Origin of the sequence: Phormidesmis priestleyi ULC007 (assembly GCF_001895925.1) — a bacterium.
Taxonomy (GTDB): Bacteria; Cyanobacteriota; Cyanobacteriia; order Leptolyngbyales; family Leptolyngbyaceae; genus Phormidesmis_A; species Phormidesmis_A priestleyi_A.
On the sequence record NZ_MPPI01000025.1, the window covers coordinates 1 to 26,008 of the forward strand.

23 protein-coding genes and 1 tRNA gene are annotated in these 26,008 nt (G+C 49.0%); 11 read left to right on the forward strand and 13 right to left on the reverse strand.

Annotated features, from left to right (window positions below):
* The first annotated feature begins 359 nt into the window (after window positions 1–359).
* The 4 genes from BRW63_RS18270 to BRW63_RS18285 all read left to right on the forward strand — a co-directional run bounded on the left by BRW63_RS18270 (window position 360) and on the right by BRW63_RS18285 (window position 2,242).
* Complete coding sequence (locus BRW63_RS18270) at window positions 360–626, forward strand: hypothetical protein (protein ID WP_073072386.1); 267 nt, start codon at window positions 360–362, stop codon at window positions 624–626.
* A gap of 8 nt (window positions 627–634) precedes the next feature.
* Window positions 635–1,321, forward strand: a complete 687-nt coding sequence (locus BRW63_RS18275) for an energy-coupling factor ABC transporter ATP-binding protein (protein WP_073072385.1) — start codon at window positions 635–637, stop codon at window positions 1,319–1,321.
* 230 nt (window positions 1,322–1,551) lie between these two features.
* Window positions 1,552–2,106: an NYN domain-containing protein gene (locus BRW63_RS18280; protein ID WP_073072383.1), complete on the forward strand. Its 555-nt coding sequence runs from the start codon at window positions 1,552–1,554 to the stop codon at window positions 2,104–2,106.
* 64 nt (window positions 2,107–2,170) lie between these two features.
* Window positions 2,171–2,242: transfer RNA gene (locus tag BRW63_RS18285), tRNA-Asn, on the forward strand.
* Between the two features lie 20 nt (window positions 2,243–2,262).
* Here BRW63_RS18285 and BRW63_RS18290 read toward each other — a convergent pair.
* Window positions 2,263–2,562 carry a protealysin inhibitor emfourin gene (locus BRW63_RS18290; RefSeq protein WP_073072382.1) on the reverse strand — a complete coding sequence of 100 codons (300 nt, stop codon included), beginning with the start codon at window positions 2,560–2,562 and terminating at the stop codon, window positions 2,263–2,265.
* A gap of 89 nt (window positions 2,563–2,651) precedes the next feature.
* Complete coding sequence (locus BRW63_RS18295) at window positions 2,652–3,722, reverse strand: M4 family metallopeptidase (RefSeq protein WP_073072380.1); 1,071 nt, start codon at window positions 3,720–3,722, stop codon at window positions 2,652–2,654.
* A 353-nt stretch (window positions 3,723–4,075) separates the two neighbouring features.
* Between BRW63_RS18295 and BRW63_RS18300 the strand changes: the two genes are divergently transcribed.
* Window positions 4,076–7,483 (forward strand): phycobilisome rod-core linker polypeptide, encoded by a 3,408-nt coding sequence (locus tag BRW63_RS18300; protein WP_073072379.1) that lies wholly within the window; start codon window positions 4,076–4,078, stop codon window positions 7,481–7,483.
* 85 nt (window positions 7,484–7,568) lie between these two features.
* Here BRW63_RS18300 and BRW63_RS18305 read toward each other — a convergent pair whose 3' ends face one another.
* The 4 genes from BRW63_RS18305 to BRW63_RS18320 all read right to left on the reverse strand — a co-directional run bounded on the left by BRW63_RS18305 (window position 7,569) and on the right by BRW63_RS18320 (window position 11,152).
* Window positions 7,569–7,847, reverse strand: a complete 279-nt coding sequence (locus tag BRW63_RS18305; RefSeq protein ID WP_073072377.1) for an NIL domain-containing protein — start codon at window positions 7,845–7,847, stop codon at window positions 7,569–7,571.
* A gap of 161 nt (window positions 7,848–8,008) precedes the next feature.
* Window positions 8,009–9,184, reverse strand: coding sequence for a DNA double-strand break repair nuclease NurA (locus tag BRW63_RS18310; RefSeq protein WP_073072375.1), 1,176 nt, complete (start codon window positions 9,182–9,184; stop codon window positions 8,009–8,011).
* Window positions 9,185–9,249: 65 nt separating this feature from the next.
* Window positions 9,250–9,894, reverse strand: coding sequence for an HAD-IA family hydrolase (locus BRW63_RS18315; RefSeq protein WP_073072373.1), 645 nt, complete (start codon window positions 9,892–9,894; stop codon window positions 9,250–9,252).
* A 52-nt stretch (window positions 9,895–9,946) separates the two neighbouring features.
* Window positions 9,947–11,152 carry an NAD(P)/FAD-dependent oxidoreductase gene (locus BRW63_RS18320; RefSeq protein ID WP_073072371.1) on the reverse strand — a complete coding sequence of 402 codons (1,206 nt, stop codon included), beginning with the start codon at window positions 11,150–11,152 and terminating at the stop codon, window positions 9,947–9,949.
* A 155-nt stretch (window positions 11,153–11,307) separates the two neighbouring features.
* On the opposite strand from BRW63_RS18320, the gene BRW63_RS18325 reads away from it, so the two are divergent.
* A complete protein-coding gene (locus tag BRW63_RS18325; RefSeq protein ID WP_073072370.1) occupies window positions 11,308–12,372 on the forward strand; it encodes a D-alanine--D-alanine ligase family protein in 1,065 nt (354 codons plus the stop codon).
* A 6-nt stretch (window positions 12,373–12,378) separates the two neighbouring features.
* Here BRW63_RS18325 and mreD read toward each other — a convergent pair whose 3' ends face one another.
* From mreD to BRW63_RS18340, 3 genes are all read right to left on the reverse strand, one after another.
* Window positions 12,379–12,939 carry a rod shape-determining protein MreD gene (gene mreD / locus BRW63_RS18330; protein ID WP_073072368.1) on the reverse strand — a complete coding sequence of 187 codons (561 nt, stop codon included), beginning with the start codon at window positions 12,937–12,939 and terminating at the stop codon, window positions 12,379–12,381.
* Window positions 12,936–13,751: a rod shape-determining protein MreC gene (gene mreC, locus BRW63_RS18335; protein WP_073072366.1), complete on the reverse strand. Its 816-nt coding sequence runs from the start codon at window positions 13,749–13,751 to the stop codon at window positions 12,936–12,938. Before mreC ends, mreD begins: the two co-directional genes overlap by 4 nt.
* Window positions 13,752–13,867: 116 nt before the next feature.
* A complete protein-coding gene (locus BRW63_RS18340) occupies window positions 13,868–14,869 on the reverse strand; it encodes a rod shape-determining protein (RefSeq protein WP_073072364.1) in 1,002 nt (333 codons plus the stop codon).
* 575 nt (window positions 14,870–15,444) lie between these two features.
* Here BRW63_RS18340 and BRW63_RS18345 point away from each other — a divergent pair.
* Entirely contained in the window at window positions 15,445–15,813 is a 369-nt protein-coding gene (locus tag BRW63_RS18345) for a single-stranded DNA-binding protein (protein ID WP_073072360.1), read from the forward strand.
* Between the two features lie 53 nt (window positions 15,814–15,866).
* On the opposite strand, the gene BRW63_RS18350 is transcribed toward BRW63_RS18345, so the two are convergent.
* Entirely contained in the window at window positions 15,867–16,610 is a 744-nt protein-coding gene (locus tag BRW63_RS18350) for an SIMPL domain-containing protein (protein ID WP_106254142.1), read from the reverse strand.
* 256 nt (window positions 16,611–16,866) lie between these two features.
* Here BRW63_RS18350 and BRW63_RS18355 point away from each other — a divergent pair, with 256 nt between their 5' ends.
* Together BRW63_RS18355 and BRW63_RS18360 are read left to right on the forward strand one after the other, a co-directional pair.
* The gene (locus BRW63_RS18355; protein WP_073072352.1) at window positions 16,867–17,496 is read left to right on the forward strand and encodes an SRPBCC family protein; all 630 of its coding nucleotides are present in this window, start codon (window positions 16,867–16,869) and stop codon (window positions 17,494–17,496) included.
* A 373-nt stretch (window positions 17,497–17,869) separates the two neighbouring features.
* Window positions 17,870–19,165, forward strand: coding sequence for an ATPase, T2SS/T4P/T4SS family (locus BRW63_RS18360; protein ID WP_083582963.1), 1,296 nt, complete (start codon window positions 17,870–17,872; stop codon window positions 19,163–19,165).
* Between the two features lie 28 nt (window positions 19,166–19,193).
* Here BRW63_RS18360 and aroF read toward each other — a convergent pair whose 3' ends face one another.
* From aroF to rpsO, 3 genes are all read right to left on the reverse strand, one after another.
* The gene (gene aroF, locus BRW63_RS18365) at window positions 19,194–20,249 is read right to left on the reverse strand and encodes a 3-deoxy-7-phosphoheptulonate synthase (protein WP_073072350.1); all 1,056 of its coding nucleotides are present in this window, start codon (window positions 20,247–20,249) and stop codon (window positions 19,194–19,196) included.
* 154 nt (window positions 20,250–20,403) lie between these two features.
* Window positions 20,404–20,961: a PAM68 family protein gene (locus tag BRW63_RS18370; protein ID WP_073072344.1), complete on the reverse strand. Its 558-nt coding sequence runs from the start codon at window positions 20,959–20,961 to the stop codon at window positions 20,404–20,406.
* Between the two features lie 15 nt (window positions 20,962–20,976).
* On the reverse strand, window positions 20,977–21,246 hold the full coding sequence (rpsO, locus tag BRW63_RS18375) for a 30S ribosomal protein S15 (protein ID WP_073072342.1): 270 nt from the start codon (window positions 21,244–21,246) through the stop codon (window positions 20,977–20,979).
* Between the two features lie 183 nt (window positions 21,247–21,429).
* On the opposite strand from rpsO, the gene BRW63_RS18380 reads away from it, so the two are divergent.
* Both BRW63_RS18380 and BRW63_RS18385 read left to right on the forward strand, forming a co-directional pair.
* On the forward strand, window positions 21,430–23,721 hold the full coding sequence (locus BRW63_RS18380; protein WP_083582961.1) for a tetratricopeptide repeat protein: 2,292 nt from the start codon (window positions 21,430–21,432) through the stop codon (window positions 23,719–23,721).
* Window positions 23,722–23,812: 91 nt separating this feature from the next.
* Entirely contained in the window at window positions 23,813–25,984 is a 2,172-nt protein-coding gene (locus BRW63_RS18385) for a pentapeptide repeat-containing protein (protein WP_073072340.1), read from the forward strand.
* The last annotated feature ends 24 nt before the right edge of the window (window positions 25,985–26,008 follow it).

The window sequence follows — 26,008 nt, forward strand, 5'->3', positions numbered from 1 at the left end:
CGATAAAGACGAAGCGATCGCGTTTCAACCAGTCATCGAGAGCGTCGAATACGCCTCGGGTTGGTTGCGCGCGCCCAACTGCAATGGTCATGACGCAAATCTCCAAAGATTATGAGAACGAGAGACAAAGTACTCAGCCCATTGTCAAGAGTCGCTTTGGCCGGCTTGACTCTGGTGTGAGAAGAATTTACTTTTCTTCACTTATCTCACCAATTATAGGGGTATGTTCTCCAAAAGTTCTAGCCTCTCGTCTATAAAGCTTAAAATTTCTTCACACTTCTTAATGAGAGAAGGATGAACACCCGATCGGAGTAGATATTTGCGATACTAGATCTTGGTTATCCGTAAAGCACTCTCTTATGTTCATTATCGAATTGACGTTGAAGACTACTCCTGTTCCCCTTTCGGTGCAGCGCAAGACCGCAGAAGATGCGGAAACGACTTATAAAGAGATCACAGAAGCAATGCGTGCTGGCGGTAGCCAAGTTTTAGAGCTGACCTGCGATCGTCAAACCGATAAAAAACTTGCCCTGCTTAGCGATGGCATTGCTGCGGTGCAGATTTATGAGAAATCTAGTGCATCTGCGTCTGGCAGAGCGCCTGGTTTCTTCTCAATGGCTGAGTAAGGGTCTCCATGACTTCTGGATCTACTGCTGCCATTCGTATTCAAGATCTCTGCTTTAGCTGGTCTGAAGATAGAAGCGTTTTAAAGGCCTGCTCTTTAGAAGTGCCTATAGGAGAGTTTTGGATGCTTTTAGGCACGAACGGCAGCGGTAAATCTACTTTATTAAGGCTACTAGCAGGGCTGTTAACACCTGACTCAGGAGACATAGAGATTTCGTCGCCTATAGGTTTTGTGTTTCAAAACCCTGATCATCAGCTTGTAATGCCAACGGTGGGCGCAGATGTTGCGTTTGGGTTAGTTCAAGAAAAGCTGTCGATTTTAGAAGTGCGCCAGCGAGTAGAAGAGTCTCTGGCAGCCGTCAATTTATTAGCGCTGCAACGACGACCGATTTATGCCCTCAGTGGAGGACAGAAGCAGCGAGTCGCGATCGCCGGAGCCGTCGCCCGTCACTGCGAGATTTTGCTCTTAGACGAACCGACTGCCTTGCTCGACCCCGACAGTCAATTAGAACTAGTAGCTCAAGTTAAAAAACTAGTGAAAGACCGGGGTATGACTGCTCTGTGGGTGACTCACCGATTGGATGAGTTGGATTATTGTGATGGTGCTTTTCTGCTAGAAAAAGGGCGAGTCGTTGACCAGGGAGACCCTAAGCGATTGCGACAACGTTTGATGCAGACTGAAGAACCGACTGAGTGACATATCCTCCGTCATCGCCTACCCGACGCTGATTGCAAGCAATACAGCGCGGGGCTTACGACGTTCGGCTAAATTAATCGATCGCTGACTTGCGCGACTACGAGGATGAATTTTTTGGTTCATCCCCAACTTTTGTGCAAATTTTTGTATACAAACCTCGATCGGAGATGCCAATATTAAGGAGTGAGAAGCCACGGTCAGCGTCCGTCTATCCTATCCACTCCAAGCCCATGCCCCCTTCCGTGCCACAAGCTGTGTTATTGGTGGACGGCTACAATATAGTCGGAGCTTGGCATGACTTAAAACAGGTGCGTGACTGCGAAGGGCTTGAAGAAGCGCGTCGCCAATTGATTGCAGCACTCACAGGCTACAGTGCCTTTCAGGGGTTTGACACTCAGGTTGTCTTTGACGCTCAATATCGCGACAGTCTCGCTAATCGCGAAGTGGTCACGCCTAATCTATTGGTTCACTACACTGATTTTGGGCAGACCGCAGACACTTATATAGAGCGATCGTGCGCTGACTTTCGACACGACATTCGCAAATTTCATCAACGGTTGATTGTGGCAACCTCCGATCGAGCGCAGCAACTTACAGTGATAGGCTATGGGGCAGAATGGATGTCAGCCCAACAATTAGCCAATGATGTCGATTTTGCGACCCGTCGAGTTCAGCGTAAACAGAAAGACGTTAAAAAATCGTCTGGTCGGTTTTTGTTTAATTCTCTCGACCCGATCGCCCAAGAACGGTTAGCCCGTCTGCGATTTGGCGAAGATCAGAAATAAGTTTGCAAAAAGCTTGTCAAAAGATCGCGTTTATCGCTATTATGAGATTCGCAACGAGCAACGTTCCTCAGTAGCTCAGTGGTAGAGCGATCGACTGTTAATCGATTGGTCGCAAGTTCGAATCTTGCCTGGGGAGTTTTAAAAGTAAATAATCTCTTATTGACTTCGAGCCATCTCTGTAAGCCAATTTAAGAGAGGTCGCAACTGATTGGGTACTGCCGACTCGCTGACTTGGACGGTGTGATGTTGACCATTATCTTCAGCAGTGACTTTGTATTGAAAGCGATCGGGCTGAGAATTAGGCGATGAGATCGTGGCAGGTAGATGAAAAAAGTCTGTTGCCTGCATTAGTCGACGAAGATGCCCACCTTCAGCCGTCGGCAATGTCTCTGTGTCAACTGTTGTAGTCATGACGATTCCGGCAAAACCGCCGCTACGCTCAAAAGTGACTTTCATAGAGGTTAAAGGGTGAAAGGTGAATGGATCGCTAAAGGCAGGAAGAGGGTGAACTCAGAACTTTTTGCGCTTCATCCACCCTTTACCCTCTAGATGACTCCAACCGTTTTCCAAGCATTTTGTAAGGCAACGTGTTCTTTGCCGTTTTTGCCGTAGAGTTCTGCTGCGATCGTCGTCGTAGCGTTAGCAGCCGTTTTGAACGTTGCTCTGCGGCTCAGACGTTCGGTTAATGCCACATACCAGATTTTTCCAGCTTTCTCCCAAGCGTAGCCTCCAATTTCGATCGCTGCTAGATAAAAAGCTCGATTTGGAATGCCCGAATTGATGTGAACCCCTCCATTATCCGCAGTGCCAGTATATAAATTTTTGAGAACCGCAGGCTGAGGATCTTTGCCCAAAACGCGATCGTCATACGCAGTTCCGGGGGCTTTCATCGATCGTAGAGCGACCCCACTGATCTTAGAAGTAAACAGCCCTTGCCCAATTAGCCAGTCTGCTTGCTCGGCGGTTTGGTTCAGCGTTTTTTGCTTGATCAACGAACCAAAAACATCAGAGAAAGATTCATTGAGTGCGCCAGGTTGTCCTCTATAGATCAGCGCGGCTTCGCTTTGAGTCACTCCATGAGTCAACTCATGCCCGATTACGTCGATTGATTTAGTGAAGCGATCGAAGATCTCACCATCTCCATCGCCGTAAACCATCTGACTGCCGTTCCAAAAGGCGTTGTCATAATTACGATCGAAGTGAACGGTCGAATCGAGCCGCATCCCAAACCCATCGATCGAGTTGCGTTGAAACACTTCGTAATAAAAATCGTAGGTCGCTCCTGACCCGTCATAGGCTTCGTCAGCCGCAATATTGCCAGTGGGTGGGTCGCCCTCCCCGCGCACTAGGGTTCCTGGCAAATCGGTTCCATTTTTGGCATCGAAAATCGTGCGGCGCTTTGTTCCAGCAGGGGACATAAACCGAGTGCTGCCGATCGCCTCCCGTCGTCCTCGAAATTGCTCGGACGATCGCAGCGTTTCTAATGCCCACTCCCGCTGAGTTTGATTGCCGCTAAGAATAATGTGATCGGTCATATACGGCGGCAAAATGCAGCAGATTGGACAGACATGAAACCCTTGATGCTTGCCTAATAGCCGTTTGGTTATCTTTCTCATGGCTTTAAATCGCTCCTAGTTTTAGAAATGAGAGACTGACTTCTGACCCTGAATTCTGATGTTTTGTTACAAAACTTCTATTTGTTCTCAGATAATTTCCCTCTTACTTTTATTATGTTTAACAGACCTGACAAATTGGTTCTACACACTTTTTAATAATTCGATGTTTGAACCCGAAACGTTTTAATCTAAAAGTTAAGCGTAGTTGACCCTGGATAGCGTTGTATTCATGTGGTTCATTACTTCACTAGAATCTATGTTCTAGAAGTAACGAGGCTGATTGACGGTGACAGGTGACACTCTGGTCAGATTTAACACAGTAACGATCCGTAAATGGGAGCTTTAGAAATCCAATGAGTGTTAAGGCAAGTGGTGGAAGCTCGGTTGCACGCCCGCAACTATACCAAACAGTCCCTGTTGCGACTATTTCGCAAGCTGAACAGCAAGATCGGTTTCCCGGTCGGGGTGAGCTAGACGAGTTGGCTCGCTATTTCAGTTCGGGTGCCAAACGCCTAGAAATTGCTGAGTTATTAACCCGCAACTCAGAGCTAATTGTGTCCCGTGCGGCAAATCGCATTTTTGTAGGCGGTTCGCCAATGGCGTTCTTAGAAAAGCCTGCGGAAGCGCCTGTCATGAGCATGGCTGGCACCACGGTAGATACCCCAGAAGCCATGAAACTGGGCACGGCAACCTATGCCAGTGGTGGCAATGGCGGTTTCCTAGATGGAGTTCGCGCCTTCTTCTTGACTCCCGGAAACAATCCAATTCCTGCAAATTTCCGACCTATTAACGTTGCCCGTTACGGTCCGGGCAACATGGCGAAATCGCTGCGGGACTTGAGTTGGTTCTTGCGATATGTCACCTACGCGATCGTGGCAGGCGATCCCAACATCATCTCGGTCAACGTCCGGGGTTTGCGCGAAATCATCGAGAACGCCTGTTCGGGTGAAGCCACGATCGTGGCATTGCTAGAGATGAAGACCGCTGCCTCTAACTACTTTCGCAACGATGCCGAAGCGATCGAGATTGTGTCTCAATACTTCGATGTCCTGATTACAGAGTTTAAAGCTCCGACTCCTTCAGCCAAGGTGCGTCAGCGTCCCTCTAATGATCTGCAAGGTTTGCAGCTTCCTCAGATTTATTTCAATGCCTCTGAGCGTCGCCCCAAATATGCGATGAAGCCAGGGCTATCTTCTTCTGAGAAGAATGAGATTGTCAAAGCCGCCTATCGTCAAGTGTTTGAGCGCGATATCACCCGTGCTTACTCGCTGTCTGTTTCTGATTTAGAGTCTAAAGTCAAAAACGGCGAAATCTCCATGAAGGAGTTTATTCGTCGCTTGGCGAAGTCTCCGCTCTACCGCAAAAATTTCTTCGACCCCTACATTAACAGCCGCGCTCTAGAGTTGGCATTCCGTCACATTTTGGGTCGCGGGCCGAGCAGCCGAGAAGAAGTGCAGAAATACTTCTCGATCGTCTCTAGCGGCGGTCTAGCTGCCCTAGTGGATGCTCTGGTTGATTCAGATGAGTATTCCGATTACTTCGGGGAAGAAACCGTTCCTTATCTACGGGGTCTAGGTCAAGAAGCGCAAGAATGTCGCAACTGGGGTCCGCAACAAGATCTGTTCAACTACAGCGCACCCTTCCGCAAGATTCCTCAGTTCCTCACGACGTTTGCTGCCTACGATCAGCCGCTACCTGACCAACACGTTTACGGTTCTGGCAACGACCCGTTAGAGATCCAATTCGGTGCCATCTTTCCGAAAGAAACGCGCAACCCTAGCAGCAGTCCCGCGCCTTTCGGCAAAAACACCCGCCGGATTTTGATCAATCGTGGCGCAGGCATCAACAACCAACTCAGCAACCCTGGTGCAAGAGGCATCGCCCCTGGCACACTCGGACCCAAAATCTTCAAGCTCGATCAGTTGCCAGGGTTCTCTAACACTTATGGCAAGCGCTCTGTCAACAACAAAGGCGTGAGCGTCAAGTTTTCAGAAAGCTCCACGCAAGCCGTGATTCGGGCTGCCTACTTACAAGTCTTTGGGCGGGCTGTCTATGACGGTCAACGCCTGAAGTTTGACGAAATCAAGCTAGAGAATGGTGAAATCACGATTCGGGAGTTTGTGCGTCGCCTTGCTAAGTCAAACCTGTTCCGCTCACTGTATTGGACTTCGCTGTATGTCATGAAGTCGATCGAGTATATTCACCGTCGTCTGTTGGGTCGCCCGACTTACGGTCGTCAAGAAACCAACAAATACTTCGATCTCGCGGCTAAGAAAGGCTTTTATGCCGTCATCGATGCGATTTTAGACACCGTTGAATATAGTGAAACCTTTGGTGAAGACACCGTTCCTTATGAGCGCTATCTAACCCCAGCAGGTCTTTCACTGCGGACAAGCCGCGTGGGTTCGATCGCCGATAAAGGAATGCCCAAAGTCATTCTCGAAGAAACTCCTCGCTTTGTCGAACTGGGTGCCGTTGAAGGCATACGGACAGAACCCGATGTTCAGTTCCGCGTCAATCAAGGCGTTAGCAAGAAGCGCGAACAAACCAAGGTCTTCAAACTCACGAATTTGTCAGACAAATCGAACCTCAAAGTGATTGCAGGCGCTGCTTACCGCCAAATCTTTGAGCGCGATATCGCTCCTTACGTGGTCAAAAACGAGTTCACCGAATTGGAGAGCAAACTTGGCAACGGCGAAATCAACCTCAAAGAGTTCATCGAAGGCTTAGGCATTTCGAGTCTTTACCTCAAGGAGTTCTACGCACCCTACCCCAACACGAAAGTGATTGAGTTAGGCACCAAGCACTTCTTAGGGCGCGCCCCGCTAGACCAAGCTGAAATCCGCAAATATAACCAGATTTTGGCAACCCAAGGGATTAAGGCTTTCGTTGGGGCGATGGTCAACAGCATGGAATATGCTCAGGCGTTTGGTGAAGACACGGTTCCTTACAACCGATTCTTAACCCTCCCAGCGGCAAACTTCCCCAATAGCCAAACGCTCTATAACAAGCTGACCAAACAGGACAGCAAAGTAGAGAATCCTAGCTTCACAACCGTGAAGCCGCGAATGGATGCCAGCAAACTGCCGTTGACGGGCAAAGCGATCGCTGATCAAGCTGCCGAAGCGCTTCAGATGGATAAGAGCCGGCCTCTATTCATCGAACTGGGTCGATCGTTCTCAAATGGAGGCGGTCAATCGGTCGAAGTGGGCGTTGGCACGACTCGCCGCAAACCTGCTCGGATCTTCCGCATGAACCCTGGCATGGGTCAAGGTGAAACTGAGTTGGTGCTGAATGCAATCTACGTTCAGGTGATGGACGTGTTTAGCGGTCAGACTCCTAGCCAATTCCGACGATCGGACTTAGAGAGTAAGCTTCGCAACGGTGAAATCTCGGTTCGCGAGTTCGTCAAGACGCTGGCAAGCTCGGAGATCTATCGTCGTCGCTTCTACACGCCTTATCCCAACACCAAGGTGATTGAGTTCTTGTTCCGTCACTTATTGGGTCGCGCTCCGGCAACTCAGGCTGAGATTCGCCAATATAACAAGCTGTTGGCGGATAATGGTCTGAAGGCGGCGGTTGAAGCAATGGTGGATAGCGCTGAATATGCTCGTTTCTTTGGCGAAGATGTGGTGCCTTATAAGCGCTTCCCATCGCTGCCTGCGGGTAACTATCTCGGTAGCGTTCAGGCGGATGCTGACCTAGTGAAGCAATCCTGGTCTGATCTGTCTCCATCTTCTCTGACGGGTCGGTTGAGCTAGTGAATTAGACGATTAATTAAAAAGGTCTCGATCGTGGTCATCCCGATCGAGACCTTTTTGTTTGAACATCAGACTCTAAATCCCTTCACCAACCATCGGTTTCAGACTCGTTCCAGACTTCTAAATCTAACTCAGCAAGATAGGTGAGCGCATTCTCTATTTGAGCTTGACTTCCTTGGAGATTGAGGTCAAACCAACCGTCGCCATTAGCGTTTGCACCCAGAATAGCGGCTGTGATATTCACCGTGAGCGAATAGTCAGAGATGAGGCGAGAAATGACGGGTTCTTGATGATAGTGCTTGGGAATGCGGATGCGAATGCGCTTTTGAGTCGATCGTGTATCTTCGTTTATGAATGCTTGCATCGTTATCTTTTGCCTCTTTTAATCTACAGCTTGTCAGTCGGAATATCGTATTTAGTTAAGCAAGATTCTAGCGAGAAACCTGGAAAAACGCAAGTAGGGGCACGGCATGCCGTGCCCCTACTACCCAATAAATGTCGCGCCCCTTACGATGAATACCATGCCTATCGCCGACGAACTTTACTAACCATCTTGCGCGATAGACGTAGCTTTAAGTCTTCCTGGTCTGCCCAATCTTGCAGCAATCGGTAAAAAACTTGGCGATCGTCATTCTTCAACACGGCAACTTGATCCGCCGTTTCGATCACATAGGGATAGCCACTTCCAATCACGACCTCAGCCCGTACCCAATCAATGATGCGATCGTGCCAGCCTGCTTCATAAACCCAGACTGGCATCTCTAACCGCACCGGATAACTATCTTTATTCGTCTTGAGATAAGCGAATGCGATTTTGTCGCCCTGATCGCCATAGTGATCCAAGATTCCAGATCGCTGACAGAGAAATAGAGGGGTACGATCGCCCCATTCCATCCAATGATTTTGGGTGCGGTTGAGGAGCTGGGCATCGTGAATCGATTTTGTCTCAGGCAGATTGCCCAGACGACGCAGCATTTCAGTTAAATCGTGAGCCGTAGATGTGTCAATATAACCCACCAAAGGTACTTGATAATGCTCACTTGCTTGAAGAAGTTTGCACATACATTTGACGTAGAAGTTGCGCGTCTCTTCGTCGAATGCTTCTGCAAATGTGACCACCAACGAGCCATCAAAAAAGGCGAGACACGTTTCACAGCCCGATCGCTCTTCCATATATTGAATCAGGCGATCTGTCTCCATCTCAAAACGGCGGAGATTAACTTTACGATCGGCGATATCCCCCCGTCCGACGCGCAGATCATTGGGAGTCATCACATCTAAATCAATGTCTTTCTCGTAAACACCAGACGGCAAATGAAAGTTTTCGTACCAACCGATTTGCACTAGTGCAATGGGCACCGAAATATCTTTGCTGGGATAAATCTGAGAGCCATCGACCGCAAATGTTGAAATTCCGGTGAGATGATCGCGCACCCATTCCAAACTCTGTTCTCGACTTGGCCAGGTTAGCTGAGATGGAATGATCCAATCAGAATATTTGCCCAACGGCTCTAGAGGCAAGGCTCCACAGTCTTTCATGCCTTTCAGCATCTCAAGCAGAACCGCTGATGACTGCTGTGACATCTTCGCCAACGCCGCTCTATATTGCTGAAGCTCTTGCAAAGCGGTTTTATCATAGCTCATGAAATCATCGCGCTTTTCTTGCAGCAAACTCAAAATTTGAGACGGCTTAATCGGCATAATGAAAAGGTGTTTTTGGTACTTGGGTACTATATTAGACCGGAATGTCCAATCCTCTTCAGTATCTATCGGCGATCGAGCCAGATTGCTCTTAATCCTGCGGTTTGGGCAGCTTCAAAGTCTTCTTCAAAACTGTCGCCAACGTGCCAGATTTGTTCAATCGGATGATTGTGTTTGGCGATCGCGTGGGCGAAAATTTGCGGGTTTGGTTTTGCGGCTCCGACTTCGGTCGAGAGAGTTACAGAACTGAAGAAATCCGTTAAATCCAACGCCTTGAGAACCGCGTAGAGACGAGAATCAAAATTAGATAAAATGCCCATTGTGATGTGACGATCGCGCAATCCCTTTAAGGTTGGTAGCACATCCGCATATAGAACCCAGGGTTCTGCCGTGGCAAAATGATTATAGAGTTCTGCAAAAAATGCGGAGAAATCAGAAAACTCATGCAGTACGCCAAGTTGGGCAAAGGTTTGCTCAACGATCGCGTTCCACCAATGAAACTCTAAATTTGGAATTTCACTTAAAGAATGTCCTGGAAATGCCGGAGAACTTGCTGCTTTGAAGCATTGATAGAATGCTTTATTTAATGCAGCGATCGAAACATAAACGCCATGACGACGAGCAATTTCACCATAGACTTCGCCAACGCTACCACGCACACCAAACAACGTCCCAACGGCATCGAAAAAAATTAGTTGGGGACGATTCATAAAAAATTTTGCATGTCAGGGTGATGAATGCAGGAGAACTTAAATTGAAATGTCAACGATCGTGACTGCCTGCCAGGGCATCCGCGATCGGCTTTGTCACCCAATTTAGCCCAACTCGAATCTGATGTTTTAGGGTGGGCATCCGATTTAAGTAAGCGAGTCGCCGGATGATATGGGCAACCGTCCCGTCTAGTTGAATGCCCATTCCCGTCAAGGTTGCGTTGTTTTCACCCAGCGTCATCATCTCGCCCAGATATTGATAGCGGAACGGCAAGAGCGGGCGATTTGTCAGCGATGCCCAAACATTCCAACCGACATAATCAGATTGTTGAAATGCCGCTTGAGCCGTCGGAGGAACCTGCTGACCGTCGGCATCTTTGCAGTCTGCTAAATCTCCTAACGCAAACACTTCCGGAGAGTCAATCACTTGCAGAGTTGGTGTTGTCAACAACTGCCCGCGTTGGTTTTGCTTGAGCGGTAGGTTTTTCACCACCTCATTAATGCGAGTGCCAACTGTCCAGAGCACTAAATCAACCGGAATCGTGTCAGTCGAGCCTTTGTAGCTCAAAGAAATCGTGTCTGCGGCGATCGCGTCTACGGTCGTCTCTAAATCTAACCAAACGCTCCGCGATTGCAGCGCTTTGTCAGCCGCTTCGCGATTAGGTGCAGGGGAAGAACGCAGAATTTGGTCAGTCTGCTCAACCAATCGCAGTCGCACTCGATCGCCCAACCGATCTGCCAACTTACACGCTAATTCAACCCCGCTATAGCCTGCACCTACGATCGCAATCCTAATTTTGTCGCGGTCTGATGCTTCTAACTGCCGCAGTTGTTCTTCGAGTCGATACGCATCACCGATCGTCCGAAAAGGCAAGGCATAGTCTGCCGCTCCGGGCACTAAATCGAGCGGAGTTTCTCCACCCATTGCTAAGACAAGCCGATCGTAGGTCAAGGCTTCACCGTCTTGAAGCTGTACCTGCTTAGACCCAATATCGATATTGGCAACTTCTTTTTGACAGAAGCGAATTCCTGTGTTTTCGAGCAACTCTGCATAGGGCGGCGCAACTTCCCAGCTTTGCAGCTCGCCCGTGACTAACTCATAAAGCAACGGCGCAAAGACGAAACGATCGCGTTGATCGACCAGCACGATTTCTGGTTTTTCTGCCTTCGTCCAGGGCAGTTGGCTCAATCGCAACGCGGTATAAAGACCACCAAAGCCGCCACCAAGGATACAAATACGGGCAGGTTGTTGAGGCATAAGGCAATGCAGCAGAGGGACTCTTTCCTCATTGTAAGGAAGTGAGCAGAAATCAGCATAGGCGAAATGAAAGAGGTTTTTGACTTTCGCAAACAGCCGATTAGAGGCAAAATAGCTTAAATCTAAAATCGGTGTTTCATCGCGGGAAAAACCTCATGACCAAATTAAAAGTCGGGCTGTTGTTTGGCGGATGTTCAGGAGAGCATGAGGTGTCGATTTCTTCGGCAAGGGCGATCGCGCAAGCGCTCAAAACTGACTTTAATGCTGATAAATATGACGTGTTGCCGTTCTACATCCAAAAAGATGGCTATTGGCAAGCGGGCGACCTTGCTCAACAGGTTTTAGAGTCAGGAACGGCGATCGCGACTATAAACCCCAATCAAACGCGCTGGCAGTTTCCGCTCCAAGCCGCCGAAGTTGAGGTATGGTTTCCGATTTTGCACGGGCCCAACGGTGAAGACGGGACGGTGCAAGGGCTTTTCAAGCTGATGCAGGTGCCATTTGTGGGTTCAGGCGTGCTGGCATCGGCAGTCGGTATGGATAAGATTGCAATGAAAACGGCTTATGCTCAGGCGGGTTTGCCGCAGGTGAAATATTTGGCAGTCACACGATCGCAAGTCTACTCAAATCCCTGCGTCTTCCCCAAGCTTGGAGATCACATCGAATCGGAGTTGGGATATCCCTGCTTTGTTAAACCCGCGAATTTAGGATCATCTGTCGGAATTTCTAAAGTGCGAAACCGTGCCCAATTAGAAGCCGCGTTGGATAATGCAGCCAGTTACGATCGTCGCATCATTGTCGAAGCCGGAGTAGTCGCGAGAGAAATTGAATGCGCTGTTTTAGGCAATGACAACCCTAAAGCTTCAGTGATTGGTGAAATCACCTTTGAAAGCGACTTTTACGATTACGACACCAAATACACCGCAGGGCAAGCAGGACTGGAAATTCCGGCAAAGCTACCAGAGGCAGTTACGACTCAAATCCAGGAGATGGCGATTCGGGCCTTTGTGGCGATCGATGGTGCCGGGATCGGACGCATCGATTTCTTCTACGTTGAATCGACGGGAGAAATCTTCATCAATGAAATCAATACCTTTCCAGGATTCACCGCCACCAGTATGTATCCGCAACTCTGGGCAGCCAGTGGCATTCCCTTCTCAAACCTCGTGGATCAACTCATCCAATTTGCGTTAGAGCGACACGATAAACCGCCTGAGTAGTCCTACCTACACCGAGTCTACGAGTCCCATGCGCTCCCACCAGCGATTGAGCGGAAAGTAAACGATCGGTGCCCACAAACTGCTGAGAATTGCAGAACTGAGAGCAATAAACTGGTGATAAGTCCAGATTTCGACTAGCGATCGCCCCCCTTGCAGGCTGAATTGGATTGCCGTCACCGTCTCGGCTAACACCGCCATCCCAAACACAATCAGCGCCACTGAGATAAAGTCTTCTTCAATGTAGCGCTGCTTTTGCAGTCGAGCCGTCAAAACCCCAACCAGCACCAAACTAACTGCATGAGTCGGAAACGGAGAGGTCATCCCATCCTGCAACAAACCCAAAATCAACCCTGCCATCGCACCTTGAAACATCGTCCGCTTAACGCTCCAGGCAACCACCCAAATCAATAGCCAGTTTGGGCCAATGCCCGCTAATTCCATGCCAGGTAAGCGCGTTGGCAAAACCATCAGACATAAAAGCACCGAGATCACAGTCACGCCCCAGCTCACGAAAGGGCGCGAAATAGGGTGACGATCGAACAAATCATCCAAAGCCGAAGTCTTCATGGGGTTGCTTCTGGAGAAGGCGCTGAAGCAGGAATCGGGGCAGAAGGGGCAGTCAGTTGAGGGTCGCCCAAATTAGCAGAATTGGGATAAACCGTTGCCCACTCTAAATAGTTAATCGGAGCAGATAACTCGATTATGGCTTCAGGTGCCGGACTTTTGTTGAGATCAACTGACTCAATGCGCCCGATCGGAATGCCTGCCGGAAACAATTGGCTAAACGGCGACGTAGACACCACATCGCCCCGACGCACATCCGGGACTTTCTCAAAAAACTCCATAACGGCTCGGTTGGCTGACTTGCCCCGCATAAATCCCATATAGCGACTGCGGCTAATCGTCACGCCCACCCGACTACTAGGATCACTCAACAAAAGCACTTGGCTTGCATCAGACGTAACACTGCTGACACGACCCACTAACCCACCAGGACTGAGCACGATTGACCCGACGCGAATGCCATCCTGACTGCCTCGTCCCAAAATCACCTGTTGCCACCAGTGATCAGCGCTGCGACCAATCACTGGAGCTGTGACTCCTTTAACCTTTTTAGCTGAAACGAATCCCAGGAGTTCTTCCAGACGTTGATTACGACTCTCTAGCTCAATTAAACGCTGCTGAAGTTCTTGCGTTTGAGCATTTATTAATCGGTCTTGTTGAGTCGGTTTGCCGTGAAATGGACGCGTGAGCAACTGGTAAGTTTCTAGGAGCACACCTCCCTGAGTCTGGCGAACAAAGAGAGCCGTCCCTAGTGCCACACCGACCAAGACAGACTGAATTCCGTAGCGTTCCCACCAGCGTTGCAGTGCGTACATTCAACCTCGTATGTTGGCTGGACAACTTCACAAAAGTATACGGCTCGGTTCCAGCATTAGAATCACTTTTCGCAATTTATTTCTTAATATCAGGAAATAAACTGCGAAAAACCTGTTTAGCGAGACGGGCGAGTGCTAAAGACACGCTCTAGCTGCTTGAAGTTTTCTAAGACTCGTCCGGTTCCTAAAACGACACAGCTTAACGGGTCAGCAGCCACGTGAACCACAATTCCTGTTTCATGACTGATCAGCGTATCGATGCCTTTGAGTAGCGCACCGCCACCTGCTAACATGATGCCGCGATCGATAATATCTGCCGCTAACTCAGGCGGTGTGCGCTCTAGAGTCCGCTTGACAGCATCGACAATCACAGACAGAGGCTCTGACATGCTCTCGCGAATCTCAGGGCCCTTAATTGTGACGGTTCTAGGCAGTCCCGACAGCAGGTGCAGCCCGCGCACTTCCATCGTCGCTTCATCATCTTGGGTAGGGTAAGCAGACCCAATGGAGATCTTAATCTCTTCGGCGGTTCGTTCGCCAACCACCAGGTTGTGAACTTTTTTCATGTAGTGAATGATCGACTCACTCAGTTCGTCTCCGGCAACTCGTACCGACTCACTGAGGACAGTGCCTTGCAAACTGAGGACGGCAACTTCGGTGGTTCCGCCGCCGATATCGATGATCATGTTTCCGGTTGGTTCGGCGACGGGTAACCCGGCTCCGATCGCAGCCGCCACAGGCTCATCAATCAAGTAAACTTCTCGGGCCCCAGCCTGAGAAGCAGCTTCCATGACGGCGCGACGTTCTACCCCGGTCACGCCGCTGGGGATGCCAATCACAACGCGAGGAGAAACTAGGGTTTTTCCTTCATGCACCCGTGTGATGAAGTGCTTTAACATCAACTCTGCGGTGTCAAAGTCGGCGATTACGCCATCACGCAAGGGGCGAAGGGCGACGACGTTTCCAGGAGTTCGTCCCAGCATTCTTTTTGCGTCTTCGCCGACCGCCAAGGGAATTCTTTCATTTTGATCCATCGCGACGACGGAAGGCTCTTGTAAAACGATGCCTTTACCTGACACGTAGACTAGAGTGTTGGCGGTGCCCAGGTCTATACCCATGTCCCGGGATAAGGAGAAGCGACTGAAAAGACCCACTGGTTTCTATGCCTCAGATTAACGCGATGAGTACGATCGAGTGAGGTGCAATCAAGCACCAACAGTTATCGATGTGGATTTTATTACAGTTTCTATCCTGAGTCTAGTCAGGTTGCATGAAATCATCAATAAAAAGTCTTTTTCATGGAAGCGCGATCGCTTAGAAGCTTAGATTCAAACTGATCTCATCATAGAGGTAAAACACTGATTAAATTTGATGTTCTTTTAATTACAAATAAGGACTGATTCAAAAGGTAGATAAGATTTTGTTTGCCTGAATCATTGTTAATTAGGACTTACGTAAACCTCGGAGGTTTTAACCAAGAATCAAGCATCGTGACCACCATATTGGCTTGAACCTCCGAGGTTTTAGTCAAAATGCATAAGTCCTGTTGATAAAGACCCTTGGAAAGTTGACCCGATCGTCAGCATTTTAAAGTTAGACTTAAGTACAAGTGTATTGATCATCAATACATTAACCGGGCTAAAGGGAGAATCTTCCTTTAGGATAAAGACACTTAAAGCGTGAGCAAAGAAGCATGAGTCTTAATGTAGTAACCCTGGTTGGGCGAGTGGGCGGTGACCCAGACGTGAAATATTTTGAGTCAGGCAGCGTTAAGTGTCGGCTCACTCTAGCGGTCAATCGTCAATCTAAGAATAATGACCAGCCTGACTGGTTCAATCTAGAACTGTGGGGCAAGCAAGCCGATGTCGCGGCTAACTACGTCCGCAAAGGCAGCTTGATTGGGGTAAAAGGCTCCTTAAAGTTTGATAGCTGGAAAGATCGAAACACGGGAGTTGATCGAACCTCGCCAGTGGTGTTGGTCGATCGACTGCAACTTTTAGGGTCAAAGCGTGATTCTGAAGGCGGAAGTGCAGAATCTTCAGGATATGCAGATGACTTTTAATTGAAGATAGATCTCCGACTGCTCAAAGAAGTCGGAGATCTTGTCTTGTGCTGTTAATAGCTGATCTGCAAGGTCACTGATCCCTCGACCCGCTGTTCGCCTCCAATGACAGGAGTTGGGGCTTGAGCGGCGGCTACCTTAAACCTCTCCATATCTGCCATCAAAGGAATTGGGGCAGACGCACCGTTAATCTGGATGCTGACAACCTCTTTGCGAGTCAAATTGAGGGCACTAAAAACTGCGTCTGCTTGACTTTGTGCGTCCTGAGTTGCTTCACGCAGAGCAACTTTTTGGGCAGCGGCGATCGCCTCATCAGATGCCACAAAACTCACGCCATCGATTCGACTGGCTCCTGCTTTGACTGCATCATCTAACAACGTGCCTGCCTTCTCAGTTGGGACTCGGAAACTCACGGTATTTGACGCGCCATAGCCCTCAAGCTTTTGACGGTTGTTGTTGTAACTGTAGACCGGGTTGAGGTTAATGCCAGTGGTTTCAAGCTTTTCGACATTGCGAGATTTGAGCAGCGTCACTACAGCATTTGAGCGCCGCGCAACCTCCCCCTGAACCTCGTTAGCCGTTTTGCCTTGAGCCTCAACTCCTAATCGCACTTGAGTGACGGTCGTCGCAATCTCTTCGACCCCACGACCCGTGACTGTAAGCGTTCTTAACACTTTTTCTTGTGCCAACGCAGGGCTGGCTAGAGATAGACTCATCAATCCTAAAGCGATCGGAAGTAGCTTGACTCGGTTCCAAGTAAAAGCAGGATTTCCGGCTGAATTCATCATCTTAATCATTTAGATAACTCCTCACTGAGAGCTATTTACATCAGTGTTGTGGTTGATGCTTTTACTGTGTCATTGTTCAAGCGCGATCGTGGTGTTGGTTACATTTTTTGCAACTTAAAAAGCACGCGCCGCTATCAGAAGTGGATATTATTTTTGACTAATACGAATCACCCGTGCCGAATGGCACATTGCTATTTTTGATTAAACCTGAGCGTAATAAAATATTAGTTCAAACTTGACCTCTATCCTGAATAGGAGATTCCTGATGTTGTCCCGTTTACCTTTATATTTCCTAACAGGATGTTTGACGCTTGTAACAGTGACCTCATCCGCCGTTCCAGGTTCTGCTCAGCTCTTTAACAGCCCAGTTGATCGCTTGTCAGCCAGCGATCGCACAGCGTTGAGGAGCGGTCAAACCTTAGTGACCGGAGAGAAAGGAAACTACGTCGCTAAGATATTAGTCAAAAGTTCTCAAGATGCCGCTTGGAACGTCTTAACTGACTATGGCAGTCTCTCAAAGTTCTTACCCAATGTAGTGTCTAGTAAAGTACTAGAGTCAAACGGCAACCGTAAGGTGATTGAGCAAGTCGATGCTCGGCAGGTCTTTCTGATCAACGTGCGATCGCGCATTCGTTCTTCAATTACAGAGACGGCTAAGACTCGGATTGATTTTCAGCAAGTGGATGGCGACTTGCAAAAGCTGCAAGGTTATTGGACTGTGGAACCTGTAGCGCCTTTTTCTGGGGCAAAAGCAGATCAGGTGCTGATCACTCATGTCGTAAACGCACAGCCCAAGCCTGGAACCCCAAAAGACATTTTTTATAATTTGTTCAAAGATTCTTTGGGGAAAAACCTGAGTGCCATCAGTCAAGAAGTCGTGCGACGATCGCGATAGTCTCTTGAGCACAGATAAAAATAATCTGGACTGTAGTCTAAACTCTGCTGACTTGATTCAAGAATTCACTTGATTCAAGAATTCATTAGAGTAGGACTTACGCAAACCCCGGAGGTTTAACCAAGAATCAAGCATCGTGACCGACAGAGTGGCTTAAACCTCCGAGGTTTTGGCAAAATGCGTAAGTCCTGTAGAAATAGGTGGAAATCAGGTAGCAAGATTAGAATAATTCTGAATAATAGATTAATAAGAGTCATGTGCCCAAATAAGAAATGGCGCTGTTCTAGGATGATTCAGCTTAAAGGTTTCCGTAGCTCTATGTAAAATTTGTCACGTTTTCCGGAGAATCGGAGAACCAGAACGATTTTATACAATGGACACTTCAGAAAATCCATCTTTTATGATGCATCCACCGCGCGACCTTTTAGAGCTTCGCGATACCCACCCACCTGAAACACAGACAACCTGCTTTCTAGACCTCCCAAGTTTTCCTGCTCAACTGGAACGAGTCGCAACAGTGGATACCCATCAAATTTTTCAACTTGTCGATCGCATCTTGCCGTTTGAAGCCTGTCTCTATCATCAAATTTTGCCCTTGTCGCTCAAAGACCAGTGTCTTCAGCTTGGCATGGTGACTTTAGAAGATGCCGCTGCCCTCGACTACGTGCGGCAAATTCTGACGTTTATGAACTATTCGCTAGCGCCTCAAACCATTAGTTCAGACGTTCACTACGCCACTCTTTCTGCCTATCTCAATCATGGGGTCAATCAAGGGCTTGTGGTTCCTTCCTTAGACGATTCCGTTCTTGCTCAAGAACCTGGAGAGGCTGAGAATGTTGACTTGCTAGAAGAAACCAGTCTAATCTCAAATCAAAGTTCCTGCGAGATTTCAGATCTTGATTTTTTCTCTAGAGGCGACTCCGCACAAGCTACTCAAGAGGCAAAAGCAACATTTTTAATAGACAGCCCCGATGAGATTGATGATTCCCCAAATCTTCTCTCACCCGCTACAGTTGTCTTAGTTTCAGAGCTGCTTCAGCACTCCAAATCTCCCATTCCTGGAAACGCTTTGCCCACGTTGGAAGTTAGTACCAATTATTTAAACAGCCCTTCAGATCATTTAGCTGCCTTACCGCCTGCCCAACTCTTGCAAGAACTGCTGGGACGAATTGTCAGCGATGGAATTGGGCGACTCTATCTTGAGCGCCGCTCCACCACAGGACAAATTCTGTGGAGTCAAAACGGAGTTTTGCGATCGGTGCTAAGTGATTTGCCTCTGTTTAGTTTTCAGGCTGTCATTGATGAGTTAAAGCAACTTACCCACTTGCCACGGACTCCGGTGCAGCAGCCAAAGCAGGTTGAGGTTGAGCGGCTTTGTGATCAAAATCGGGTACTGCTGCGTCTGCGCGTGATGCCGAGTGCTCATGGTGAAGAAGCAACCTTGCAGATTTTGCGAGGAGCCGCTCTCAAATTTTATCAGCAGCGGCAGATTGCCAACTTAAGCCGCGACGCGCTCAACATTGCCCAAGGTTTGCAACAGAAGATGCGCGAGATTCACGATCGGACTCACGCCAGTGCTCAACTCCCTCCTGACCAAGCTAACCTAACTCAAATCTTACAAATTGTAGAACAACAGATTAAAACCCTCAACCAGATTGATGAGGGTTGAGTTTTGAGTCATTCGTTCAAAACTCAACCTACGCGATCGCGGCGGCGGGTTGCCAACGCCCCAAGGGTTTGCCGATGATCGCGAGTTCTTGCATTAATTGGTCAAAGCGATCGGGCGTTAAAGATTGTGGCCCGTCAGAGAGCGCTTTTTTAGGATTGGGATGGACTTCGATCATCAGCGAGTCGGTGCCTGCGGCGATCGCGGCCATTGCCATCGCTGGTACATATTCTGCCCGACCCGTACCATGACTGGGATCGATCATAATCGGCAGGTGAGTCAGCGAGCGCAAGACTGGGATTGCGGCGAGATCGAGTGTATTGCGTGCATAGTCACGATCGAAGGTGCGAATTCCCCGTTCGCAAAGAATCACGTTGGGGTTTCCGGCTGCTAAAACATATTCAGCCGCCATCAGCCAGTCTTCGATCGTGGCTGCCATGCCTCGCTTCAGCAAAACTGGCTTATCTTGAGCGCCCACTTTCTTCAACAGAGAAAAGTTTTGCATATTGCGGGCACCGATTTGGATCACATCTGCCACCTCTGCCAAAGGCTTTAGGTCAGCCGCATCCATCAATTCGGTGATGATTCCCAATCCGGTTGCCTCTCGTGCGGCAGCCAGCAGATTTAAAGCGCTCTCGCCATGACCCTGAAAGGCGTAGGGCGAGGTGCGAGGCTTAAAAGCGCCGCCTCTCAAAAATTGCGCGCCTGCCGCTTTGACACGTTGAGCCGTCTCGACAATCATGTCTTCGTTTTCAACCGAACAGGGCCCCGCGACCACCACTAAAGGATGGTGTTCACCAAAGTAGACCGTTCCGTTAGGGGTCGGGACGGCAACACTGCTGGCTTCACCCTGGCGATATTGGCGACTGGCACGCTTGAAGGGTTGCTCTACTCGCAAAACTTGCTCAACCCAGGGGCTAATTTCTTGAAGTTGTAAGGGGTCTAGGTCAACCGTGTCTCCAACCAGACCCAGAACGACCTTATGTTTGCCAATAATCTTTTCGGGGGACAATCCCCACGTCGCCAGTTCGTCGGTGACACGGGTCAGTTCGACTTCCGGGGTGCCGACTTTCATAACCACAATCATGTGAGAACCTCTGCTGTGTTGTAGATGGGCAGTGTCTTCTATTGTGCGATCGCCCGCCCTAATAAAGCTATTAAGAAACTATTCGATTCAGGCCCAAAAAACGGTTGGTAGATGGGCACCAAACCATCCATCTACCAGCCCCTGCACAATGTGACTACTCGCTCAATTCTTTCTTTTGTCGTGCCGACTTCCAAGCACCAGTTAACCGCTTGAAGTTGAGATTAAATTCTTCTAAGCCGACGCGGGTGCCGACTCTCTCTTCATCCCAAGACGCAGAGATTAAGCCATAAGATAGCCCCAACACGCCCAACCCTAGAAAGCCCATGCTCACCAACACAACCGCCACGTTGGGCAGTTTGATTCCAGCTTTGACTAAAAGAAAATAGCTGACGATAAAGGTCAACATCCCCAAGGCGCTGGGAAGACCGCAGAAAAACGCCATACGACGTGCCATGCGCTTGCTGACCACTTCGGGAATGGTGCCTGAACCTCTCGCCGATCGCTGGCTCTTCTTAGCGGCTTTGCGATCGTTGGGCTGCTCTTCTTTCTCGATTTTAGAGGACTTAGAAATACTGGGCGGCTTTTCGCGCTTGGGCTTTTTGTTTCCCTTCTCTAGCACAGGATTGCTATCGATCTTTGCCGATTTTTTCTTTTGGGTAGGCTCAAAGGGCAAGCGATCGGGCAGTTTAGAGTCTTTAGGATCAGAAGACATCGGCTAAAATACTCCTTAACCCCGAATGCCAAGACGAGTAATCAGGGCACGGTAACGCTCTTGGCTATTCTTATTGATATAAGCCAGTAAGCGCTTGCGTTGACCGATCATTTTTAGCAAGCCCGTCCGAGAAGCGTGGTCTTTTTTGTTGGTTCTCAAGTGAAGGCTAAGTTTATTGATGCGATCGGTCAGCATCGCAACTTGCACGTCTGACGACCCGGTGTCGGTTTCGTGAATTTGATAGTCGGTGATAATTTCTTGTTTACGCTGTTGCAGCAGAGCCATGAGATGAAGTCTTTCCGTTATTGATTGTGGGTGTGCAGTCTCATATGGTATCACAAGGAAATTCGTTGCACACGATGGAATTTGCACGATCGCTACCTGGATCCATTCAATCAAGCTGGGTAAAGTGCAGTTAGTACTTCATCAACATTGACTAGTCACGCAAGGTGGGGCAGAAATGCACGCATGAACGATCGCAATGACTCTAGCAGCAATAGCCTGTGGACATTCCTAAATCAGATCAGTGCTCCTATCTTGGCAGGCATCTCATTGATTTCTGGTGTCTATGGTTTTGTCAAACTGTTTGTTGATAAAGATGCCGGACTAGTCACCCTGATTTCCCTAGCGATCGGCGTTCTGCTCCTGTTAGGCATTTGCCTGTACTACGCCCGATTCTGGAAACCCGAAAAGCAAGATCGGGGGCGATCGGCATTTGAGCCATTATCAGATGAGCACGTGAAAGCACAGGCAAAAAAAGAACGGCAGCGAAAACGGGTTCGTCGATCAGCCGTTGCTGGACTGATTCTAATTCCGATCCTCAGTTTCTCTGGCGTTGTAGGCTGGCAATATTTTCAGAGTCTCCCTGCCAAAGACATTATTGTTCTGGTTGCCGAATTTGACGGGCCCGACCCTAAAACCTATGGCGTGACTGAGAAAGTGATCAATCAACTGCGCCAAGCTACAAAAAATTATGCTGACGTTAAAGTTGAAGCCTTAAATAAGTCGATTACTGAACAGGAAGGCAGTAAAATTGCCCGGACTGTAGGGGAGAAACGCAAAGCCACGATCGTCATTTGGGGTTGGTATCGCAACCCCGGTGAAGTGGTGCCTCTGAGTGTGAATTTTGAAGTGCTGCGCTCACCCAAAGATTTGCCCGAACTGGGGCAGACTGCCAAGGGGAATATTCAGCAAGCTGCGATCGCCGATCTAAAAAGTTTCACTCTCCAGACTCGTCTCTCCAACGAGATGAGCTACCTGAGCCTGTTTACTTTGGGAATGGCTCGTCGTGCGGCCGGGGATTGGGAGGGAGCGATCGCCCGCTTCAGCGATGCACTGAGCCAAAAAACAGCATCCTCATCAAGCTTAAACCAAAGCCTGGTTTATTTTTACCGGGGGTCTGCTTATTTGCTAAAAGGGGACTCCGATCGCGCCCTGGCTGACCTCAACCAAGCGATTAAACGCCAGCCTAACTTTGCTGAGGCTCACGCAATTCGAGTCATCGTCTACGTTGCCAAGGGCGACTACAACCGTGCCCTAGCCGATGCAAATCTGGCAATTAAACTGAAGCCTGATATGGCTCTAGCTTACGACAACCGGGGTCTAATTTACCTCACAACAGGCGATTATGATCGAGCGATCGCTGACTTTAATCAGACACTTAAATTGCTTCCCGCTGCTGATCATGCTTCAGACTCTATCCATGCAGATGGCAGTCAGCTTGGCACTTTGAAGCTGAACGATTCCGGGGTTTCTGTCGTCAATTTTGCCCTCTCTGAAGTCAGCGATTACCTCGTTTACAACAATCTTGGCACTGCTTACTATGCTAAGAACGACTTCGATCGCGCCCTTGAAGCTTTAGATCAAGCGATCAAACTCCAACCCGATCGCGCCTTTGCCTATTTCAATCGTGCATCAGTCTACTTTAGTCAGAAAAACTACGACTATGCCTTGTCCGACCTCAACCAGACCCTCAAAGTTCAGCCCGATCTTGCCCTCGCCTATCTGAAGCGGGCAAGCGTTTATTACATCGGCAAAGGCGACTCCGATCGCGCCCTAGCTGACCTCAACCAAGCGATTAAACTTCAGCCTAGTTCAGCCCTGTTACACACCATGCGTGGTGAAATTTACTCCGATATCAGTGATTACGATCGCGCTCTTCTCAACTATGACCAGGCACTCAAACTCCAGCCTAACGACGCTGAAATCTACCACGATCGCGGGCTTACCTATGCCAAAAAAGGCGATTACGATCGCGCCATTGCAGACTATAACCGGGCGCTCAAACTAAAACCTGGCTACGCCAAAGCCTACAACAGTCGTGGTGTCAGCTATAAGCGCAAAGGCGACTTCGATCGCGCAATTGCTGATTACGACCAGGCAATCAAACTAAAACCTGACGAGGCCGGGGCCTACAATAATCGTGGGTTTGCCTATGCCGAGAAGGGCAACTTCGATCGCGCCCTCGCTGATATTAACCAAGCACTCAAACTCAGTCCGAATGAAGCCACTATTTACGATAGCCGGGGCTTTGCTTACGCCAGGAAAGGGAACTATGGTCGAGCGATCACAGACTATAATCAAGCCCTCAAACTAAAACCTGATGCTGACTATGCCTACTATCACCGAGGAATGGCTTACAGAAAGCAAGGCAGTAAAGCTCAAGCGATCGCTGACTTCAAGAGAACCCTGGAACTGACTCAAGATCCCAAAAAGCGGCAAGACACCGAAAAACAACTTCAAGAACTTGACAGATCATAGTTTGTAGCGGTGAACTGAAGATTGTTGTGGAGACATTAATCATGGTGGCTCTGAGCAATAGCTGCGGACGGAATAATGCGAGGGGTCAGGCGTGAGGAGACTAGCGGTTCTTATCGGTTTAATCATCAGCATTGCCGTTTTTCCTCACGCTGCTCAAGCTGCGATCGCTCAACCCGAACGAATTCCTCTAACCCTGGAGCTTTTGCAAGAACGGCTGCGATCGCCCGTGCCCCGTGAAGGGACTCGAATTCTCGATTTGCGGCGCACCACGATCGACCTGCGCCCCGAAAATGCAGACTTTCGCGATCAGTTTTATAGTCTGGTTCAAGCTCAGTTACAACGTCCAGGATTGCCGCTAGGACTGGATCTGAGCTATTCGCTGATTGAGGGAGACTTAGCGATCGCAAGACTAGGATTGCGTGCGCCACTCTATGGAGAATCGCTGTCTCCGATTTTTACGCCCAACGAAAAAGCCCAATTGCAGCGCGATCGGCGGCGGCTCTCTCGTCTGAGTACGCTGTCTCAATCGCTGCTGATCACGTCTAAAGAATCATCACAAGCGCCTTCTGCCCAAATCACGGTGTTTCGCGGGCCGATTAAACTTGTGCAAACTCGCATTACTGGATTTGCAGACTTCACCAACACGTTTTTTCTCAACCGCATGGAGGCACAAGGGGCACAGTTCCCGTCGGGCGCAGATTGGTCACAGACTCGGTTTAGTTTGCCTGTGAGCTTTACGAGTGCCAACTTTGGGCGAGAAGCGCTGTTTCGCAACAACATCTTTTTTGGCAAAGCAGAATTTAATCAGACGCAGTTTCGCGGTGAAGTCAGCTTTCAGAGCAGCGAGTTTCAGGCGACCGCGAACTTTAATCAGGCAACCTTTTATCAATCGGCAAACTTTACGCGGGTGCAGTGGCAGGGCAATGCCGATTTTGCTCAAACGCGATGGCGGGAACAAACGCTGTTTACAAAAGACACCTTCAATCAGTTGTTTTTTCTCACCGATGCCACGTTTGATAAATCTGCCGTCTTTCGAGACGCTCGATTTAATCGAGCCGTTAACCTACGCGGAGCCACGATTCTCGATCGAGCCGATTTTAGCTATTGCTCTTTCTCAAAGGGCGCTTATCTCAATGTGGCGGGGTTACGATTTGACTCTGACAAAGCCAAGATTTTGGGCGACCCTGGGCAGATCGGCAAGGTGATTTCGGTGCCGACGTTGCAGGGCAATGAAAATCTGCTGCGTGAATTAGTGCGAAACTTTCGGCGACTCGAACAAATTGCTGACGCAAATCAAATCGATTACACCGCCCAGCGATTGCGATCGCAACAACTGCTGCAACGGCTATTTGGCACCAATTTAAACACTGCCACGATTCCTCAGTTAAGCAGAATTGGCTTTAATCAAACTCAAGCAAACGCGATCGGGCAGCGTCGAGCCAAACAACCGTTTCGCAATCCGACTGAGTTGCTCACGGTTACTGCTGTTGATTTAGAAACGTATATTAGAGTCCGCGATCGCGTGATCGCCGTCGAGCCGTTGTCTCCAGTTCTGAACGTGCTCGATCGCTTGAGCCTCGCGTTTAATTGGGTGGCGCTGAGTCTATTGCTCTTGTTGAGCCGCAACGGCACGAGTTTTTGGCTGATCTTTGGCGTAGGACTGGTGACGATCGCTTATTTCAGTATTTTGTTTTGGGGAGTTGATCGCTGGCGCAGACGCTACCCTAAACCGATTCTGCCAACTTGGGGAGAATTTGCCTGGGTGAGCAGTTTCGCCACCGTTCTCAATCTGGGTGGGCTAGTGGCAGTGTTTCGCAACGGTGATCGACCCTGGATGACCTTGGCATGTTTGGCGATCGTGATGGTGCCGATTCCGCTAATTTTGATCGGGCTGCTGTTTCGTCAGGGTCGCTACCACCCACTTTTAGATGCCAGTTATTTTGTTGAAGAAGGCACCCTCCGCCAGTTACGAATTTTGATTGGACGGTTGCCGATCATTCCACGAGAACCGATGTTTCGCGATCGCTATCTGCCCATCTTGTGGGATCGTCATTGGAGTTGGCTCAACTATTTCGACTTCAGTTTTAATAATTTTTTGCGCTTTGGCTTTAACGATATTCGGCTCCGAGATCAGCACCTACCCAACCTAGTCACCGGGCTGGTTTGGTATCAGTGGAGTCTGGGGACGCTCTACATCGCCTTGCTGCTGTGGACACTTTCCCGCACGATTCCGGGTCTAAATCTACTGATCTACTTCAAGTAAGATTTATGACTGACGATCGCGATT

Bases quoted from the DNA above. Each gene is read 5' to 3' on its own strand.
- BRW63_RS18270 (WP_073072386.1), top strand. From the start codon at position 360: ATGTTCATTATCGAATTGACGTTGAAGACTACTCCTGTTCCCCTTTCG.
- BRW63_RS18275 (WP_073072385.1), top strand. From the start codon at position 635: ATGACTTCTGGATCTACTGCTGCCATTCGTATTCAAGATCTCTGCTTT.
- BRW63_RS18280 (WP_073072383.1), top strand. From the start codon at position 1,552: ATGCCCCCTTCCGTGCCACAAGCTGTGTTATTGGTGGACGGCTACAAT.
- BRW63_RS18290 (WP_073072382.1), bottom strand. From the start codon at position 2,562: ATGAAAGTCACTTTTGAGCGTAGCGGCGGTTTTGCCGGAATCGTCATG.
- BRW63_RS18295 (WP_073072380.1), bottom strand. From the start codon at position 3,722: ATGAGAAAGATAACCAAACGGCTATTAGGCAAGCATCAAGGGTTTCAT.
- BRW63_RS18300 (WP_073072379.1), top strand. From the start codon at position 4,076: ATGAGTGTTAAGGCAAGTGGTGGAAGCTCGGTTGCACGCCCGCAACTA.
- BRW63_RS18305 (WP_073072377.1), bottom strand. From the start codon at position 7,847: ATGCAAGCATTCATAAACGAAGATACACGATCGACTCAAAAGCGCATT.
- BRW63_RS18310 (WP_073072375.1), bottom strand. From the start codon at position 9,184: ATGCCGATTAAGCCGTCTCAAATTTTGAGTTTGCTGCAAGAAAAGCGC.
- BRW63_RS18315 (WP_073072373.1), bottom strand. From the start codon at position 9,894: ATGAATCGTCCCCAACTAATTTTTTTCGATGCCGTTGGGACGTTGTTT.
- BRW63_RS18320 (WP_073072371.1), bottom strand. From the start codon at position 11,152: ATGCCTCAACAACCTGCCCGTATTTGTATCCTTGGTGGCGGCTTTGGT.
- BRW63_RS18325 (WP_073072370.1), top strand. From the start codon at position 11,308: ATGACCAAATTAAAAGTCGGGCTGTTGTTTGGCGGATGTTCAGGAGAG.
- mreD (WP_073072368.1), bottom strand. From the start codon at position 12,939: ATGAAGACTTCGGCTTTGGATGATTTGTTCGATCGTCACCCTATTTCG.
- mreC (WP_073072366.1), bottom strand. From the start codon at position 13,751: ATGTACGCACTGCAACGCTGGTGGGAACGCTACGGAATTCAGTCTGTC.
- BRW63_RS18340 (WP_073072364.1), bottom strand. From the start codon at position 14,869: ATGGGTATAGACCTGGGCACCGCCAACACTCTAGTCTACGTGTCAGGT.
- BRW63_RS18345 (WP_073072360.1), top strand. From the start codon at position 15,445: ATGAGTCTTAATGTAGTAACCCTGGTTGGGCGAGTGGGCGGTGACCCA.
- BRW63_RS18350 (WP_106254142.1), bottom strand. From the start codon at position 16,610: ATGATTAAGATGATGAATTCAGCCGGAAATCCTGCTTTTACTTGGAAC.
- BRW63_RS18355 (WP_073072352.1), top strand. From the start codon at position 16,867: ATGTTGTCCCGTTTACCTTTATATTTCCTAACAGGATGTTTGACGCTT.
- BRW63_RS18360 (WP_083582963.1), top strand. From the start codon at position 17,870: ATGGACACTTCAGAAAATCCATCTTTTATGATGCATCCACCGCGCGAC.
- aroF (WP_073072350.1), bottom strand. From the start codon at position 20,249: ATGATTGTGGTTATGAAAGTCGGCACCCCGGAAGTCGAACTGACCCGT.
- BRW63_RS18370 (WP_073072344.1), bottom strand. From the start codon at position 20,961: ATGTCTTCTGATCCTAAAGACTCTAAACTGCCCGATCGCTTGCCCTTT.
- rpsO (WP_073072342.1), bottom strand. From the start codon at position 21,246: ATGGCTCTGCTGCAACAGCGTAAACAAGAAATTATCACCGACTATCAA.
- BRW63_RS18380 (WP_083582961.1), top strand. From the start codon at position 21,430: ATGAACGATCGCAATGACTCTAGCAGCAATAGCCTGTGGACATTCCTA.